Consider the following 16,912-nt stretch of genomic DNA (forward strand, 5'->3'; position numbering starts at 1 on the left):
TGAACAATTAGAACGACTATTAGAAACTTGTTCTAGCTACTTGTTCAACGATTAAACCACCCCGCCCTTCGGGCACCCCTCCTTGAAAAAAGGAGGGGAGTTTCGTTCTAGTTAGCGAATGATGGTGTTGTCGAAGGTCAGGGCCACGTAGTACAGGCCACCGATGGTTGGGCCGGCGGCGTACTGGATGTAGCGGTTGTTGAACAGGTTGGCGCCGCCTACTTTGATGGTTGTTTTCAGGGTCGGCACGCGTAGGTTCACTTGGGCATCCACGGTTTGGTAGGCGGGCACCCGGCCGTTAGCCAGCGGGCTTTCCCACAAGAAGCTGCTTTGCCGGCGCCATACCACGTTGAATCCCAAATTGCGCGCCACTTCCCGGTTACCGAAGCTCACGTTGGTGGCCCACTTCGGCGTGTTGAAGCCGGTCACGAAGATGTCGGACTGGTCGTTAGCGGAGATGTTGTTGTAGTTGATGTTGCCGCCGACGGTGAATTTCTGGTAGAAATTGTAAGTCAAGCCCAGCGTGGAACCGTAGCTGTGGTAGTCGTTGAGGGCGTTGGTGTACACCCGGTACCGGTCCTGGCGGGTGGAGCGGTTGGTGGCCAGCGCAGCTAGTACGGCATCATCAGAACCAACCTGCACCTGCTGGCCGTCGGCGTTTTTGGGTACGCTCACTTCCACTTGGCCCAGGAAACCAGAGTAGATGTTGTAGTACGCATCGGCGTCAACCGACAAGCGGTTGTCGAACAGCACGCTGCGGTAGCCCACCTCGTAGGCGTTGATTTGCTCGGGCTGCTCGGTAGGCAGGTTGCCCACGGTGAGCAAGCTGCGAATTTCGGGCCGTACGGCGGCCTGCGAGGCCGTAGTGCCCGCGTTGGCGGCTACGTAGGCATTCACGGCGGCGTTGAAGGTGGAAATCGAAGCCAGTGTGTAGGAGTTGTCGAGGTAGTTCAGGCCTTCGTTCACGCGGGCCAGGCCGCCCACGCGGCGCACGTTGCCGTTGTTCACAAACGACAGCGCCTCAAACAGCGACGGGAAGCGCCAGCCATTCTGGTACGAAGCCCGGAAATTGTGCTTCTCAGCCAGCGTATACACGGCCGCTACCCGCGGGTTCAGCTTGGGGTCGAACTCCGGGTTGTAATCGGCGCGCAACGAAGCGGTAATCTTCAGCCGGTCAGCCAGCAACAGCCGCGTGGCCTGCACAAAGCCGCCGAACTTCTTGTAATACTGGTTGTTGCCGCCAGGCTGGGTCCGTTCACCCAAAGGCCGGCTGAAGTCCACGAAGTTGTTGCCGTCGGGAATCACCTCGTACACGCGGGCATCGGCGCCCACCAGCACATCGGCAAACGTGATGCGCTGGCCTACATTCCAGAGCGTTTCGCCGTGGTAGGTGTGGCTGCGCTGGGTGAGGGCCGCGCCGCCGGGTACCGGGGCGCCGGGTACGTTCACGCCGCTGTCCCAGTTGTTGGTATGAACGATGGTGTTTTTCAGGCTGTTGAAAGCCGCCGTGCCGGGAATAGCGCGGCCCGCATCGGCCGCAACGCGGGCTTGCTGCATGGCCACGGGCAGCGGAGCGCCGCCGTTCACTTGGCTTAGCAGCTCCCGCCGAAACTTGTCGCCCCAGCTGGTACCGGCGGCGGTAAGGCCGGTAGCGCCGTTTTGCAGGTCGAGGTTGAGGGCCAGCGGGTTGAGGTTGTAGGAGTCGCCGGTGTCTTCAATCAGCATATAGCCGCGCACCGTCAGCTGGTCGTTTTTCAGTTCCAGCTTATGGTTTTGCACGGTCACGCCGTCCAGCTGAATCTTGTTGCCGCGCTGAAACACGCCGTCCATCAGCCCGAATCGGTAGCCGTAGCTCAGCTCCAGCTTGTCGGTGAGCTTGTAGTGCAGGCTGGCATCGGCCTTGATGTTGCGCACGATAGGGTTGGTGAGGTCCCGCTCGTAGTAGCCCGTGCGGCGCACGTTGAAGGTTTCGTTGCGGCCGTTGTAGGGAATGGTGATGGCCACGTTGCCGGCGTTGTCGTCGCCGTAGCGGTTCCAGAGGTCCGCGGCAGGGTTCTGGTCGCCGCTCAGCTCCGGGAAACGTGGGTTGGCCGAGCTGGCAGTTTGCGGGTTCTGGTCGTTTTGGGTGTTAGCCAGCCAATCGGTACCCCGCATAAAGTCGAGGTTCACCTTGAAGGCAAACTTGTTGTTGAACGCCTGCGCGTACCGCACGGCGGTTTCCGTCAGCACGCTCGGGTCCCGGTCGATACCATCTACGTGGTTGACGCCCACTTTCTGGTACACGCTCAAGCCCTGGTAGGTGAAAGGGCTTTTGGTGGTGAGGTTGGCCATACCGTTGATGGCGTTCATGCCGTACAGCGCCGAAGCGGCACCGGGCGTGATTTCCACGCTGGCAATATCGAGCTCTGTCGGGCCGATGGCGTTGCCGAGCGGTACGCCCAGCGTGGCCGCCTGCATGTCCACGCCATCCACGAGCTGCATAAAGCGGAAATTGTTCGGGATGTTGAAGCCGCGGGTGTTGGGCACTTTAAAGGTGAGGCTGCTGGTGGTCATCTGCACGCCCTTCACGTTTTCCAGCGCGTCGTAGAAACTAGGCGCGGGTGTCTCCTTGATGGCCCGGATATCCAGCTTCTCAATAGCCACCGGCGACTTCAACCGGCTTTCTTCCACCCGCGACGCCGATACCACCACCTCGTTGGTGATAATCTCGCGCGAGTCCAAGGACACCGCAATGCGCCGGCTGCCGCGCGCAATTTCAATTTCGCGCCGGTCGTGGCCCAGGGCGTTGAATACCAGTACAAACGGGTATTGCAGCTTGGCTTGCAGCTCGAACTTGCCTTCGGCATCGGTTTGAGTGCCCAGGGTGCCGCCTTTCACGCTCACGCTCACGCCGGGCAGCGGCTCGTTGGTGCTTTTCTCGCGCACCTCCCCGCTGATGGCAATCAGCTCGGTTTGCGCCCGTGCGGGAGTTACCAGCGCCAAGGCAGGAACAATAGCTAAAGCAGCGTAACGTGCTTTCATCGGAATAAAGGTCTATTTAGCTGCAAGGAAGAGAGTTAACCCTAGTAAAAGAGAAGGGCAAGGGTTTCAGCCGCGACGCAAAAGAGAGGCCGTCATGTTGATGACAGAAACACAACGGCCTCTCCGTGAGGTCTTTTAATACACGTCCTCTAGGTAGCGGCGCTGCTTTTTAAGTTGCTTCAGGTATTCGGCGGCATACTCAGAATCCTGGCCGCTTTGCTGCTGAATGATGGTGAGCAAGGCCTTGCGCACATCGGCTGCCATGCGGGTTTTGTCGCCGCACACGTAGAAGTGGGCGCCGTCTTCCAGCCACTTAAACACCTGCGGAGCCTGCTCCAACAAGCGGTGCTGCACGTAGATTTTCTCGGCCTGGTCGCGCGAAAACGCCAGGTCCAAGCGGCTCAACGTGCCTTGCTTGAGGTGCTGCTGCCACTCGGTTTGGTACAGGAAGTCGGTGGTGAATTCGGGGTTGCCGAATACCAGCCAGTTGCGTCCCGTCGCGCCGGTTTCGGCCCGCTCCTGCACGAAAGCGCGGAAGGGTGCCACGCCCGTACCCGGCCCCACCATAATGATGTCGGTGGCGGGGTCTTGCGGCAGTTTGAAGTACTCGCTGCGGTCCACCCACACCCGCGCCGTGTCGCCAATGTTCAGATGGTCAGCCTGATACACCGAGCAGGCGCCGTGCTTCTGGCGGCCGTTGGTTTCGTAGCGCACCGCGCTTACCGTCAAATGCACCTCATCCGGGTATGCTGACAAGCTGCTGGCAATGGAGTAGGCCCGCGCCGGCAACGGCCGCAATACCGTAGCCAACTGCTGCGCCGATAAGTCGGCGGGAAACTGAGTGAGCAAATCCACCACGTCGCGGCCATACAGGAAGGCTTGCAGCTGGGGCGTACCCGCCAACGCTTCGTGCAGGGTTGGGTGCTGCGGCGCGAGGGCCGCGTAGCGTTCCAGCACGTCACGGGTCAGCACCGACAGCTCTAGCCGCTCAGTCAGGGCGGTAGTTAAATCCAGTTCTTCACCTTTGAATTTCACGGGCGTCGAAGCCTCGAAACGGCCAGCTTGCAGCACATCGGCTACCAGCTCGGGGCGGTTGTGGGGCTGCACCATTAGGGCGTCGCCGGGCTCGTATTGGAGGCCAGAACCTTCCAGGGAGAATTCGAGGTGGTAGGTTTCCTTGGCAGAACCGCGGCCGTTCAGCTGAATCTTTTCCAGCAACGTGGCTTCAATTGGCGTTTCATCGTGCTGCACAGCCGGCGTAGCGGCTGGAGCCGCCACCCGAAACGCGGAAATATCCGCCTGGCTGCCGCCGTTGGAGCCGGAAGCTGCCGCCTGTGCCAACGTAGCGCCCGTGCTGGGGCCGGTTTGGGGCGTGGCGGTGGCTACTTCCTGCGCCAGCACGTCCAGCACCCGGTCGGCCCATTCCGCCGCTGACTCCTGGTAGGCCACGTCGCAGTCCACCCGCTCAGTCAGGCGCTGAGCGCCCAAAGCGGCCAGCCGCTCATCGAACTCGATACCGGTCTGGCAGAACTGCACGTAGCTTTTGTCGCCGAGGGCCAGCACCGAGTAGCGCAAGGCCGGCAGCTTGGGAGCCCGGGGGCCCAGCAGGAACTTGTGCAGGTCTTCGGCCGCAATGGGGGGCTCGCCTTCGCCCTGGGTGCTGGTAATCACCAGCAACTGCTGCTCCGATGCCAACGCGCGAGTTGGGTACTCGTTCATGTCGCGCACCGTGGGCTCCAAACCGCGCTGGCGGGCCGCCTCGGCAGTTTGCAGTGCTATCTTCTTGCTGTTGCCCGTTTGAGAACCATACAAAATGGTGAGTCGCGGCGGAGCCACCGCCGGAGCTGGGGCAGGTGTTGCTACAGCAGCAGATAACGCCTGTTGGGCTGGGGCAGCAGCGGCACTGGTTGAAGTGGCATCGGTGGCGCGGCCGTAGAGGTAGCCGCTCAGCCACACCAGTTGCTGCGAAGATAGGCTTGCAGTCAAGTCGTTGAGGGCCTTGTCGTCGAGCCCAAGCGGCAACCCGGAGGAAGAAGAAATAGACATCAGGAAACTAAGTTGAAGCGGTGGGCTAAGAAGGAGGGAGGCTGGTTTGCTGTTCCGGCCACAGGTAGGAATCTGGGTTAACTATTCTGTTCAGATTCCTCCCTTTGGTTGGAATGGCAGTGCATTAGGCTACCTCCGCGTAGGCTGCGGCAAAAGCTGGAAATGATAAACCGGGGAGCAGGGAGGCTACTTCTGCCTGCGAGGTAGCCAGCCGGACCACTTCGCCAATAATGATGATGGCCGGAGCGCCAATACCGGCGGCGGCGGCGCGGGCGGGCAACTCAGCCACGGTGCCTGTTACTAGCCGCGCATTGGGCAAAGTGCCGTTTTGCACGATGGCCGCTGGCGTACTGGCCTGCCCGTGCTGGCAGTATAGGGCCGCAATGCGCGCCAACTCGCCCAAGCCCATCAGAATAACTGTGGTGCTGCGCGTGCTGGCCGCTTCACTCACGCTGCCCGACAACTCGCCGGTGGCGGTGGTGGCCGTAATCACCCGAAACCCCTCGCTAGCCCCGCGGTGCGTAACCGGAATGCCCAAACTGCCCGCTGCTGCAACGGCGCTGCTGATGCCGGGTACGTAATCGGTTAAGAGGCCATGCTGTTCGGCATACAGCATCTCCTCCCGGCCTCGCCCAAACACGAATGGGTCGCCACCTTTCAGGCGTACTACATGGCCATACTGGCGGGCGTAGTCCACAATCAGGGCGTTGATTTCGTCCTGGCTATGGCTGCGCAAACCGCGCCGCTTACCCACAAATACCGTCACGGCATCGGGGCGGGCGTGAGCGAGCAAGTCATTGTTGGCCAGTGCGTCATACAAAATGACGTCGGCCTCGCCCAATACCCGCGCGCCTTTCAGCGTCAGCAACTCCGGGTCGCCGGGGCCGGCACCTAGTACGGTAAGACGAGGGATTTTGGAGAGTGACATAAGAGAGGCTTGAATAAACAGGAACGTCATGCTGATCTTGCCGAAGCAGGACGTTCTATGGGTATGCACTAAATAGAAAAGGCTACTGGCGGCGTTACCGGGGCGGTGAAGTAGTCGGCGTTGGCGGCGCCAATGAGGCCGGCGGCTACGGTGTCACCGCTTTGCTCGTCTACCAGAATGAAGGCACCCGTCACCCGGTTTTCGTGGTAATTGTCAACGGCCAGCGGCACGGCGGTTTTGATGCGCACCCGCACGATGTCGTTGAGTTGGGCCGATTCGGCATCGGCCCGGTCGAAGGTTTGCACGTTCACTTTGTGCAGAATGGTGGGTACGGCGGCTTTCACCACTGCCGAATGATGCTGCAACAGCAGCTTACGGCCGGGCAACAACGGCTGCTCGCTCATCCAGCACACCGTGGCTTCCAGCTCGCGCGTGAGCGTCGGTACGTGGTTTACGGGGATGATGGAGTCGCCGCGGCTGATGTCTACGTCGTCGGTGAGGCGCAGTACCACGGCCTGCGGAGCCACAGCGGATTCCACTTCCTGCTGGTTGACTTCGATGGCCTCAATCACCGACTCCCGGCCCGAAGGCAACACCTTCACCCGGTCGCCGCGGCGGTACTGGCCGCTCTGGATTTGGCCGGCATAGCCGCGGTAATCGGGCAGCTCATCGGTCTGAGGACGGATTACATACTGCACCTGGAAGCGGGGCTCGGCATTGGCTACTTCCACGGCGGCCGGCACGCTTTCGAGGTGTTCCAGCAAGCTCGGGCCGTTGTACCACGCAATCCGGTTGGAGCGGGCTACCACGTTGTCGCCGTGCAAGGCGCTGAGCGGAATAGCAGTAGCGGCTGGCAGCTGGAAGTGGTCGGTGAGGGCGGCGTAGTCGGCCGAAATCTGATTGAAGATATTCTCGTCGAAGCCCACCAGATCCAGCTTGTTCACGGCCAGCACGAAGTTGCGGATGCCCAGCAGCGCGGCTATCAGCGTGTGGCGGCGGGTTTGCTCTATCACACCCTGGCGCGCATCCACCAGCACAATAGCCAAATCGGCATTGCTGGCGCCGGTCACCATGTTGCGGGTGTACTGCACGTGGCCCGGCGCATCGGTGATGATGAATTTGCGGCGCGGGGTAGTGAAGTATTTGTAGGCGACATCAATGGTGATGCCCTGTTCCCGCTCGGCCCGCAAGCCGTCGGTGAGGAGAGCCAAATCCACAGTGCCGTGCACGGTAGGGCGGTTTTCCAGCGCCGCCAGTATGTCCAAGGATACCGAATCGGAATCGTACAGCAGGCGGCCAATCAACGTGCTTTTGCCGTCATCGACGCTGCCGCAGGTTATAAAACGAAGTAAGTCCATGAGGTGAAATTGTGAAGTGGTGAGATGGCGAGTTCAACTTTGAACTGTCATGCAGAGCGCAGCGAAGCATCTCGCGTGCTGATGTAGAAATGGCATTTACTACACTAGCGAGATTCCTCGCGCTGCTCGGAATGACGTTCTAGATTCGTTTCACCACTTAGAAATAGCCGTTGCGTTTCCGGTCTTCCATGCCGGCTTCCGAGATGTTGTCGTCGAGGCGGGTGGCGCCTCGTTCGCTCACTTTGGCTAGCAGCAAGTCCTGGATGATGTCTTCCACGGTGCTGGCGTCGCTTTCCACGGCGGCCGTGCAGGTGGAGTCGCCCACGGTGCGGTAGCGCACCTGCCGGGTCACGATTTCGTCTTCCTCATCGAGCTGCAAGTGCTCGGAAAGACCCAGTAGCTGACCGCTGGGTAGTACCACGCAGGTCCGCTCGTGGCCGAAGTAGATATCAGGGAGCTGGATGTTTTCGCGCTGGATATAGCGCCACACGTCCAGCTCGGTCCAGTTGGAAATCGGGAACACGCGCACATTTTCGCCTTTCTGGATGCGGCCGTTGTACACGTTCCACAGCTCGGGGCGCTGGCGTTTGGGGTCCCATTGGCCGAACTCGTCGCGCACTGAGAAGATGCGCTCCTTGGCGCGGGCTTTCTCCTCGTCGCGGCGCGCCCCACCGATACAAGCGTCAAACTCGAATTCCTCGATTACTTCCAGCAGGGTGTAGGTCTGGAGCGGGTTACGGCTCGGAAACTTGCCACCCGGCTCACGCAAGCGCTGCCGCTTGATGGTGTCCACCACGCTGCGCACAATCAGCTTTTCGCCCAGCTCAGTGGCCAGTTGGTCACGGTAGGCCAGCACTTCCGGAAAGTTGTGGCCGGTATCTACGTGCACCAACGGAAACGGGAAGCGGCCGGGCCGAAACGCTTTTTCTGCCAACCGGGTCAGCACGATAGAATCTTTGCCGCCCGAAAACAGCAGCGCGGGCCGCTCAAACTGCCCTGCAACTTCGCGCAGAATATGAATGGCTTCGGCTTCCAGCCGGTCGAGGTAATCGAATTGTGGGGTGCTCATATCAAAGGATGCTGTCTGTTTCAATTCCATGGTTGGACGGCGCGGAAGGCAGCCCAACGGCTTGCTATTTTTCAATCTGGATGGGTTCCACCACCGGGTCGGGGCCGTCGTGGCGGGCGGTGGAGTGCAAGCCGCACTCTTTGGCCGATAGGTCTTCCCACCACCAGCGGCCAGCCCGGAAATCCTCGCCGGGCTTGATGGCGCGGGTGCAGGGGGCGCACCCGATGCTCACGAAGCCTTGCTTGTGCAGCGGGTTCACCGGAATGCCATTGGCCTGGGCGTACTCCACGGCCTGCTCCCAGGTCCAGTCGAAAAGGGGGTGAATCTTGGTGAGGTTGTGGGCCGCGTCCCATTCCACGGGGTCCATGGTTTGGCGGTTCTGCGACTGTTCGGCCCGGATGCCGGTTACCCAGGCGTCTTGGCCGGCTAGGGCGCGGTTCAGGGGCTCCACTTTGCGGATGTAGCAGCACTCCTTGCGGTTGTCGATGCTTTCGTAGAAGCTGTTCGGGCCTTTGGCGTGCATCAGCTCTTCCACGCTTTCCCGCTGCGGATAAAATACCTCAATCGGCTGCCCGTACTTGAGCAGTGTCTTGTTCCAAGTGGAATAGGTTTCCTGGAAGTTGCGGCCGGTATCGAGGGTGAACACCTTGATAGGTAATTCGTTCTCGAAGATTAAGTGGCTGATAATTTGGTCTTCTAAGCCGAAAGAGGTAGAGAAAACGGCTTTTCCGGGGAAGCGGGTGGCTACCAAGCGCAACCGCTCCAAAGCGGAGGCGGCTGGTAGCTGAAGGCGTAGGTCGTCCAGATTGGGAACGGCCGAAACGGCAGATACTGCGGACATATGCGAGAGAGGGAGACGTTGCCGCGTGGGCAACATCGGGCCGAAGGATAGCCCCGTTGGCGTGGCGCAAAAGCGCGGAAAACCAGCAGTGGGGCGAAAATCGGGACGTGCGAAAACGCTGTAGAGCTATGCGTAAAAACGCATCAGCAAGCTGAACTCAGCGCACGAACCAGGAAAGAAGGGGGAGTAGCGTAACCTCTAGCAACAGCACCCAAAAGCCACGGTCATACAGACGGGGCTAGCCATGCCACAACACCCATGCTGTACAGCAGAAAGGGTAGTGGAATTGGCGGCGGTGATGGTGAAGAGTTTCACGGTGCTGTTGTTTTTATATGGTCAGGACTTGGCACCGTTTCGGATTATCCGAGGGTTGCCGGCGCTTCGTCGAGCCTGTCTCTCCACGCCTCTGTATAAAAACAATCCTTTTGGGGGTAAAGAATTGATACTACAAAGGTAGTGGCCGAAATTTTACACTTCCAAATTTATTTCCAAGCACCAACTACAGCTAACTACCGCATTGTGTTTTCGATACGTGTTTATTGGTGCGTTTTCCAGCGTAGGAAATAAGCGTGCCCGCCCGTGCAATTCAACTCCTAATTGCATTCAGAGTGGATTATTCCTTTCTGGTACGGCAATAGAAATTGTAGCGAATTGAGTTGCAAATCACCCAACAAGTGGCCGAATGTATACAGGTATTTTGGGCACAACTCCGCTACAGCCGTAGGAGCAGAAGTGAGATTTAGCTGAAAAATTAGTGGCTTGCGCGGCCCCGGCGCAGCAGCTTTTGCAGTGTCTCCCGCACCTGCGGTTCGGCATTGGTAGCCAGCAGCAGCCCACCGTATACCACGGTTAGGAGCGAAGAGCGCAACAGCATTGTCACCAGCAACGAATGCATAAAGGGCACCAGCCACGCCGCCACGCCCGCTACCGAGGCCAGCAGCAGCAGCAACGGTACGCGCCGGTCAAAGGGCTGCAATCCGAAGCTGTGCCACACAAACCAAGTGCGGGCCACGTTGATAGCCAGCAGAGCCGCCGCCGCTGCTACAGCCGCACCCGTCAGCCCCAGGCGTGGAATCAAAAGCAGGTTGAGCAGTACTGTGGCCACGGCTAGCGACGCATTGAAAATCAAGTCGTAGCGGTAGCGCGGCGAGGTAATAACGATGAGGCCATTGACGCCTGTAATGCCATCAAAGAGTCGGCCGGCCAGCAAAATAAGTACGGCGGTGGAGCCGGCGGCATAAGCGGGCTTCATCTGACCATAGATGAAGTCTAGGTTTAGGGCAATTCCTAGGGCCAGGTAGCAGCCTAGCATGGTATTGAGGCGGGTGGTACGCTGGTAAAAGTCGGCCATGCGCGGCAGGTCGTTGTTTTTCCAGTACTCGGCCAACAGCGGGAAGGCAATTTTGTAGAGCGCCCGAAACGGCAGCACTAGTGCCGTGCTGATGAAGAAAGCAGTGCCGTAGATACCCGCGGCATCCAGGTCTACCTTGGAACTCACCATCAACGAATCAATGCTGGAAATAACTACGCCCGATACGTTGCCGAGCAGCGCAAACGCCCCGAAACCAAGCATTTCGCGCAAGGGCCGCACCCGCGACACGGCGGCTGGCCGCAGGTGCAATTCGCCTACAAAAGCCGTGTAGGCAATCAGTAGCACGGCCACGCCGCTACTCGCCCCAATGTACCAGAGCACATAGCCGTGAAAGTCAAGGTAACCGGCGGCGAACAGCAACGCGCCGCCTGTGATAAGCAGCCGGAGTACAATTTCCTGGGTGAACGACGAAAAAGCCGTGTGGTACAGGCCTTTCAGGTAAGCGTCCCAGAGGTTAATGAGCAAGATAAACAGCGCCAGTACTAGGCCCCAAAAATAGTAGTAGTCGAGCAGCGCCATGTCGGTAGCCTCATCGGCGTACCAGCTCATTACCAGCGGCTTGCCAGCCATATACAGCACGGCTACTAGCACAAACCCCAGTAGCGGTACACTCAGCAGAAATGGCAGAAACCCTTGATGGCCGGCTTCCGGTTTGCGGAAATAAGGGAAAAACCGTACCCCCATGTTGCCAAAACCAAGGGCGGCTATCTGGGCCAGCATGGTAGCAATGGCGGCCAGCACACCCGTGAGGCCAATCTGATGCGGCTCCAGAATTTTGGGCAGCACCAGCACCGTATTCACAAAGCCCAGCCCCAGCCCAGCGTACGAAATGATAGTATTGCGCAGTCCCTGCCGCTGAACGATGCCCAAAGAGGTGAAATGGTGAAGAGGTGAAGTGGTGAGTTTGACGTTCCAACTGCGTTACTAGTCAGGGGGAAGCGTCAAACTTTTTTTGTTGCTACATCACGGCTTCCCAGATATCGTAGCCATTGACGAAGGCCGTGTTGCGGCTGTGAAGGTACTGCATGAGTTCGGCGAACTGTCGGGGGCCGGTGGTTTCGTTGGCCGGGTCGAAGTGGTCGTTGTGCCAGAGTAGTGTGCAAACCCCACCGAACCGCTCGATTTCCTGGAACATGGGTTGTAGCGCCGGCAGAATTTGCTCGGGCGCCAGTTGCAGATAATTAGGGTGATGCAACGTGGCGTCCATCACGTTGAGCGGAATTTCCAGGAAATCGAAGCTTTTGCAAGTTGTAAAATCGAAAAGCTGGAAGGGTAGGCAGTAGCTGTTTCGGAAGCCGAAATGCTCGGCAAACCCCAGCGTAGAATCGTACTCGTAAAGCAAGGTGTGAAGTAAGAATGGAGTAATGCGCGGCTCCCATTGCAAATAGTGAAAACGGATTCCATAGGCTTTCACATCATTGCGCAGATGTTGCAGCCGGTGTTCATCCCGCTTGAGCCGGCCTCCGTGCTGAGCCGTGCCCAAACTGGCGTGTAGCCCAACTTCTGACCCGCCAATGGCTGCGGCTAGCTGCGGCCATTTTTGCCGGATATTGTAGTCGGCATTCGGCGTACCGTTGGCCGATTTGCGGTGTTCGGGTAGAAAGAAGAACGTGCTCTTAGCACCGTATTCTGCCACGGTCTGCTGCACTAGTTCCAAGTTGTTCCAGGCATCAGGGCGCGTAAAATGCCGCCACAATTGCCATCCGAATTTCAGCAGGTTGCCGCTTCGTAAGGCGGCCTTGGCTGGGGTTTTCCAAGCACTGCGCAACTCGTCAATATCATGGGTGACGAAGGTGGCGAAAGACGCGCCGTTGGCCCAGCAGCGTGGGTGCAGCGGCTGGCCGGTTACGTGCTCAACGGCAGTTTTCAGAATATCGAAGTAGTAGTTGACGACCGGCACTGCCACAAAGCCGTACCGGTATTGCATACTGGCCGAGTAGGGAAAACGCCCGTGCCGGTCCCGCTCGTCACTGAAATACTCCTGCCAGCCACTGAGCAAATAAAAAGCTGCCGAAATCAGGTCGGCGTGGATGTAGGCTCGGCCGTTGGGCAGCAACTCCAGTAGTAGTTTCTCCGGACTGGAATCGAAAAATATCGGCAGCTGGCGGCCTTGCCACTCGCGCACGTTTGGAGGCGCTGGGTAAGGTTGTTGCTCCGCAAAAAAGCTGCCGGCACAATCGGCAATTTCCACCTGTGGCTGCTGACTAGCGTAGCCGATGCTTACGACCGGCACCGCCTGGTACGCCTGCCGAAAGTGGCGCAGCACATACGTCAGCCGGATTTCGGCGCTAACCGGCGAGACAACAGGTAAAGGAGGTAGCATATTTTTGAAAAACAGAAATGTAAGCTACCTCGTCCCCTCGGATTCCAGCCACTCCGCCAGCAACCGGGCGGCGCGCTGTTGGCTGTGGCCTTCTTCGGGTGTGCCTAGTGTGGCGTTATAGTACGCGGCGCGGCGGTACAGGTCTAGGGGTTTATGCTGCTGATAGCGGAGGAGCAGTGCTCCTAATTCGGGCAAGGTGCGGGCCCGCTCTACCAGCCCTTGGGCCACATAGCCGTAGTAGTCGTCGGCTACGGCATGCGTGCCGAAGCGAAAATACAAACTTGCTACGTTCAGCAAAGTGGCCTCTAAGTGGGTACTGGTATCAGCGGCAATCAGCGCGTCTTGCTTGCTTAGAAACTCGAACACGCTTTCCTGCCGGGCGTTGGAAAAGACGAGCTGCGGATGCTGGGCTTGCAGAAAACGGAAGTCACGCGTGTCGCCAGGGTGGGGGCGGAAGGTGAATGTGAGGGACGGAAACTGCGACAATAGATAGTCTATGGCCGTAGTAAGTGCTTCTGTATCATCGAGTACATTGCAGGCAATACCTACGCGCTGCACCATTGGGTTCAAGTTTTTTTCACTCAAAAACTCGTCGGCTTTGGGCATGCCTACCAACTCTGTCTGGCCCCGTATTGGCCCGCATTGGTGGTACTTGTCGAGGGCATCCTGGCCTTCCAGCAAACTCAGGTCGAAAGCTAACGGTGGAAAGTTCGCACTTACGCTGGCGTGCTGTACGTAAACGGTGGGTACCCCCTCTCGGCGGCAAGCCAGCAGTAAGGCACGAGCGTCGTCGTTGTGGTCGTTGGCAAACACCACAGCCCGCGGCCGGTAGTGCCGCAGGGCCCGGCAATACACTTCGTAATAGCCGATGGCGTTGAAAATTAAATCGAAAAACCGCCAGGCCCGCCGCCCTTCCGTGCGCATAAGCCCCACTATAACCAGCGGAAATTGCCAGTAGTAGAGCAACTTACGCCGCAGGGAAAGCCGGTTTACCTGTACTTGGTATCTGCCAATCTGTTTGCTTTGCCCAGCCACCAGCACCGTATCGGGCCGGGCTTCGCGCAGAAAATGCAAGGAGTCGTAGTTGTTCTGGCTGACCACGTACAGCCACACTCGGTTGTGTAGCGGCTCGGGGTTGCGGATCGGCTGAAACACGTTGCCAACCAACCGTAGTGCTGCGTAGCCCAGTACTTTCCCGAGCCGTTTAAGTGGGTTGGCCGGAGAAATGGGTTCAAGCATTCGCGCCGGCAAGCCAGCAAACAGGTCGGTGAACCGCAGTTGCAGTATGTCGCGCAGACGGGTGGTAACAGTGCCAGCAGCAGTGGAATCGGGCATAGTAAGCCGTTACAGTGCTTCCCAAGTAAGGGCCGTACCTGCCCGCAGGTTCTGCCGGGCGGGTTTGCCTAGCAACTGGTCGTAGTAGCGCGGTGGCAATCCGTCGCCGGGCCGTACTACCCGCAAGTTTTCCTTGGTGAATACTTCGCCGGCCTTCACATCCTGCGCCACATACAAAGAGCGTTTATACAAGCGGCTTTTTTCCTCGGCCCGCTGCACGCCATATTGCACCTGCCCCAGCGCCTGCCAGGCCCGCTCGGTTTCCGTAACTAGCAGCGCCACTTCCTCGGGCTCCAGCGAAAAAGCTGAATCTACGCCGCCATCGGCGCGGCGCAGAGTTACGTGCTTTTCCACCACGCAGGCGCCCAGTGCAACAGCTGCAACGGCCGCCCCAACTCCCATGGTGTGGTCTGACAGGCCTACTAGAGAGTCGGGGAACAGCTGCTGGAAATGCGGAAGAGTACGCAAGTTGGTGTTTTGAGGCGTAGCCGGATAGGTGCTGGTGCATTTCAGCAGCACCAAGTCGCGGCAGCCGGCTTCGCGCAATATCTGCACGGCCTCCGCTACTTCTGATAATTGGCTGGCCCCGGTACTCATAATGACGGGCTTGCCGGTGGCTGCTACTTTGCGCAGCAGGGGCCAGTCCGTATTCTCAAACGAAGCAATTTTGTAGGCCGGCACATCTAAGGTTTCCAGAAAGTCGACAGCCGTTTCATCGAACGGCGAGCTAAAGGCCAGCATGCCATGCTGGCGGGCCCGCTCGAACAGCGGCCGGTGCCATTCCCAGGGCGTATGCGCCTCCTGGTACAGCTCGTGCAGTTCCCGCCCGTACCACAGCGAGTTGGGGTCGTCGATGCGGTAGGCGCCGGGTAGCGTCATCGTATCGGCCGTGTAGGTCTGGAGCTTAATGGCGTGCGCCCCGGCCGCAGCCATGGCATCCACAATGGCCAAGCCCCGGTTAAGGTCCTGGTTGTGGTTGCCACTGAGTTCAGCAATAATAAGCGGCGGCTGGTCGGGGCCGATAAGGCGGGAACCGATAGAGAAGTTCATGTTGCAAAGAAACGAATACCATACCGAAGCTTGGCATGCCTAGCAGCTCAGCATACCAAGCTTCGTGACTGGCGCGGCTATGCGGCGGCTTCCCACACGAACGTAACGGAGCCCGCAGGTGCAGCAGGTAATTGATTGGTGATCTGAAAGCCAGCGTGTTGGAATGATTTGATGGAAGCTGTATTGCTTTGCTGTACATGGCCTATTACCCGGCGCAGCCGCGGAAAATGCTGTAGCACCGTGCGGGTGCCGGCCAGCAAAAGCAGAGGCGCCAGTTTCAGGCCCCGGTAAGCGGCGTCGAGTAAGTAGCTAAGCGTAGCCTCATCTTCTTCAACCTGAAAACGAATCAAACCAACTGGCTTGCCGGTGCCACCATCTTCGGCCAGTAGCAGCAGGCTATTCTTATCGGCGAGCCGGGCCGCAAACCATTGTTGGTGCTGGGTGCGAGTGACCGGAGTGGGATTAAACGAGTGCTGCCGCACAATGGGGTCATTGGTCCAGCTTAAAAGCTGGCTGGAATCGGAGGGCCGGGCGGGCCGGAGGTAGAACGGTGGGGCTGGCAGCTGTAGCGCCCGAAATTCTTGTTGCAGTCGCACTGGTGCCAACCCATCGAACACCTGCCGCTGCCGTTGCCGAAACTTCACGGCCAGCCCACTGGCAGCTCCTGAGGCCAGCGCTACTAGCGCTTCGGAGTAAGGCAACGCCAAACCAGCATCGCAAAGAAACTGATTGATATCCTGTTGGTTATCGGCAACCTGTAACAAGGCCAGCAGGCCACCGCCCGCCGCGCAGTACTCGTAGCTTACCGTACTGGGTGAGCACACCGCCGCACCACAGGTTCGCATCAAGTCCACTAACTGGGGGGCGGCTACGTTGCGGTGCAGTATAAGCTGCGGCTGTTGCGTACCCCAGGCCTGTAATTCCTCCCACCCCAGATAGGCACTTCCTACCACTACATGCACCTCCCTTATTGAAGGCAATGTCAACAGGGTTGCCGCTACATGCCGGGTTTGGTGGGTGGGGTCGGCGCCGCCAAGGCACACCAGCACCGTATCAGAAGAGGAAATGGAGGCTGGCCGCTGAGTGGCCTCCCGAAAAGCGGTCCGCAGCGGCGCGTAAGCGGGGCCAGCCAGTAGCCGTGCCCCCGGTTGACGCATCTCGTACTGGTTGATCTGAATGCCGCCCGCCGGATTCAATACCAAGTCGGCGGCTAGCGGAAAGCTATGTAAATCATCAAGGTACACTAGTCTGGCAACGGCGGCCCGCACCGTGTGCTGGTAGGAATACGTGAAAGAATAGCCGTCCAGAACCAGTATATCCGTGGCTAGCAACACGTGCCGCACCAGCCAAACCGCTTCTTCAGGCAGTGGCTGTACCGGAACTTCTATAACGGTGCAGCCGGCTTCGGTTAGCTGCCTGCGGAGTTCATCCGACGGCTCACGGAGCATAAACAAGCATTCGGCGGCTTCAGCGCGTACTATTTCAGTTAGGGCCAATAGCCGCATCACGTGCCCCAACCCGATATGGGAGTTGCCATCGGCGCGTAAAAGCAGACGGGGAAGGGGCATA

The 16,912-nt window shown here is 58.8% G+C and carries 11 protein-coding genes and 1 riboswitch; all 11 genes read right to left on the minus strand.

The genetic code is table 11. The annotated features are described in order from the left end of the window. Window positions 1-111 precede the first annotated feature (111 nt). Complete coding sequence (locus G536_RS0110830) at window positions 112-3,021, minus strand: TonB-dependent receptor (protein ID WP_022823618.1); 2,910 nt, start codon at window positions 3,019-3,021, stop codon at window positions 112-114. Between the two features lie 135 nt (window positions 3,022-3,156). Beyond that, window positions 3,157-5,067, minus strand: a complete 1,911-nt coding sequence (locus G536_RS0110835) for an assimilatory sulfite reductase (NADPH) flavoprotein subunit (RefSeq protein ID WP_071837685.1) — start codon at window positions 5,065-5,067, stop codon at window positions 3,157-3,159. 124 nt (window positions 5,068-5,191) lie between these two features. After that, window positions 5,192-5,995, minus strand: coding sequence for a uroporphyrinogen-III C-methyltransferase (cobA, locus tag G536_RS27420; protein WP_051166931.1), 804 nt, complete (start codon window positions 5,993-5,995; stop codon window positions 5,192-5,194). A 68-nt stretch (window positions 5,996-6,063) separates the two neighbouring features. Beyond that, complete coding sequence (locus G536_RS27425) at window positions 6,064-7,353, minus strand: sulfate adenylyltransferase subunit 1 (protein ID WP_022823621.1); 1,290 nt, start codon at window positions 7,351-7,353, stop codon at window positions 6,064-6,066. Between the two features lie 157 nt (window positions 7,354-7,510). Beyond that, window positions 7,511-8,422: a sulfate adenylyltransferase subunit CysD gene (gene cysD / locus G536_RS0110850; RefSeq protein ID WP_022823622.1), complete on the minus strand. Its 912-nt coding sequence runs from the start codon at window positions 8,420-8,422 to the stop codon at window positions 7,511-7,513. A gap of 64 nt (window positions 8,423-8,486) precedes the next feature. Beyond that, window positions 8,487-9,263 (minus strand): phosphoadenylyl-sulfate reductase, encoded by a 777-nt coding sequence (locus G536_RS27430; protein ID WP_022823623.1) that lies wholly within the window; start codon window positions 9,261-9,263, stop codon window positions 8,487-8,489. Between the two features lie 325 nt (window positions 9,264-9,588). Further along, a riboswitch (SAM riboswitch) is annotated at window positions 9,589-9,680 on the minus strand. Window positions 9,681-10,014: 334 nt separating this feature from the next. Continuing rightward, entirely contained in the window at window positions 10,015-11,505 is a 1,491-nt protein-coding gene (locus G536_RS0110860) for a lipopolysaccharide biosynthesis protein (RefSeq protein WP_022823624.1), read from the minus strand. An 88-nt stretch (window positions 11,506-11,593) separates the two neighbouring features. Then, on the minus strand, window positions 11,594-12,958 hold the full coding sequence (locus G536_RS0110865; protein WP_022823625.1) for a DUF7033 domain-containing protein: 1,365 nt from the start codon (window positions 12,956-12,958) through the stop codon (window positions 11,594-11,596). A gap of 24 nt (window positions 12,959-12,982) precedes the next feature. Further along, window positions 12,983-14,293 carry a glycosyltransferase family protein gene (locus G536_RS0110870; RefSeq protein WP_022823626.1) on the minus strand — a complete coding sequence of 437 codons (1,311 nt, stop codon included), beginning with the start codon at window positions 14,291-14,293 and terminating at the stop codon, window positions 12,983-12,985. 9 nt (window positions 14,294-14,302) lie between these two features. After that, entirely contained in the window at window positions 14,303-15,343 is a 1,041-nt protein-coding gene (gene pseI, locus G536_RS0110875; protein ID WP_022823627.1) for a pseudaminic acid synthase, read from the minus strand. 77 nt (window positions 15,344-15,420) lie between these two features. Next, entirely contained in the window at window positions 15,421-16,911 is a 1,491-nt protein-coding gene (gene pseG, locus G536_RS27435; protein WP_071837686.1) for a UDP-2,4-diacetamido-2,4,6-trideoxy-beta-L-altropyranose hydrolase, read from the minus strand. Between the last annotated feature and the right edge of the window lies 1 nt (window position 16,912).

It is taken from the genome of Hymenobacter norwichensis DSM 15439 (assembly GCF_000420705.1).
GTDB classification, from domain to species: Bacteria; Bacteroidota; Bacteroidia; order Cytophagales; family Hymenobacteraceae; genus Hymenobacter; species Hymenobacter norwichensis.

Coding starts and splice junctions, on each gene's coding strand:
- G536_RS0110830 (WP_022823618.1), bottom strand. CDS start 3,021: ATGAAAGCACGTTACGCTGCTTTAGCTATTGTTCCTGCCTTGGCGCTG.
- G536_RS0110835 (WP_071837685.1), bottom strand. CDS start 5,067: ATGTCTATTTCTTCTTCCTCCGGGTTGCCGCTTGGGCTCGACGACAAG.
- cobA (WP_051166931.1), bottom strand. CDS start 5,995: ATGTCACTCTCCAAAATCCCTCGTCTTACCGTACTAGGTGCCGGCCCC.
- G536_RS27425 (WP_022823621.1), bottom strand. CDS start 7,353: ATGGACTTACTTCGTTTTATAACCTGCGGCAGCGTCGATGACGGCAAA.
- cysD (WP_022823622.1), bottom strand. CDS start 8,422: ATGAGCACCCCACAATTCGATTACCTCGACCGGCTGGAAGCCGAAGCC.
- G536_RS27430 (WP_022823623.1), bottom strand. CDS start 9,263: ATGTCCGCAGTATCTGCCGTTTCGGCCGTTCCCAATCTGGACGACCTA.
- G536_RS0110865 (WP_022823625.1), bottom strand. CDS start 12,958: ATGCTACCTCCTTTACCTGTTGTCTCGCCGGTTAGCGCCGAAATCCGG.
- G536_RS0110870 (WP_022823626.1), bottom strand. CDS start 14,293: ATGCCCGATTCCACTGCTGCTGGCACTGTTACCACCCGTCTGCGCGAC.
- pseI (WP_022823627.1), bottom strand. CDS start 15,343: ATGAACTTCTCTATCGGTTCCCGCCTTATCGGCCCCGACCAGCCGCCG.
- pseG (WP_071837686.1), bottom strand. CDS start 16,911: ATGCCCCTTCCCCGTCTGCTTTTACGCGCCGATGGCAACTCCCATATC.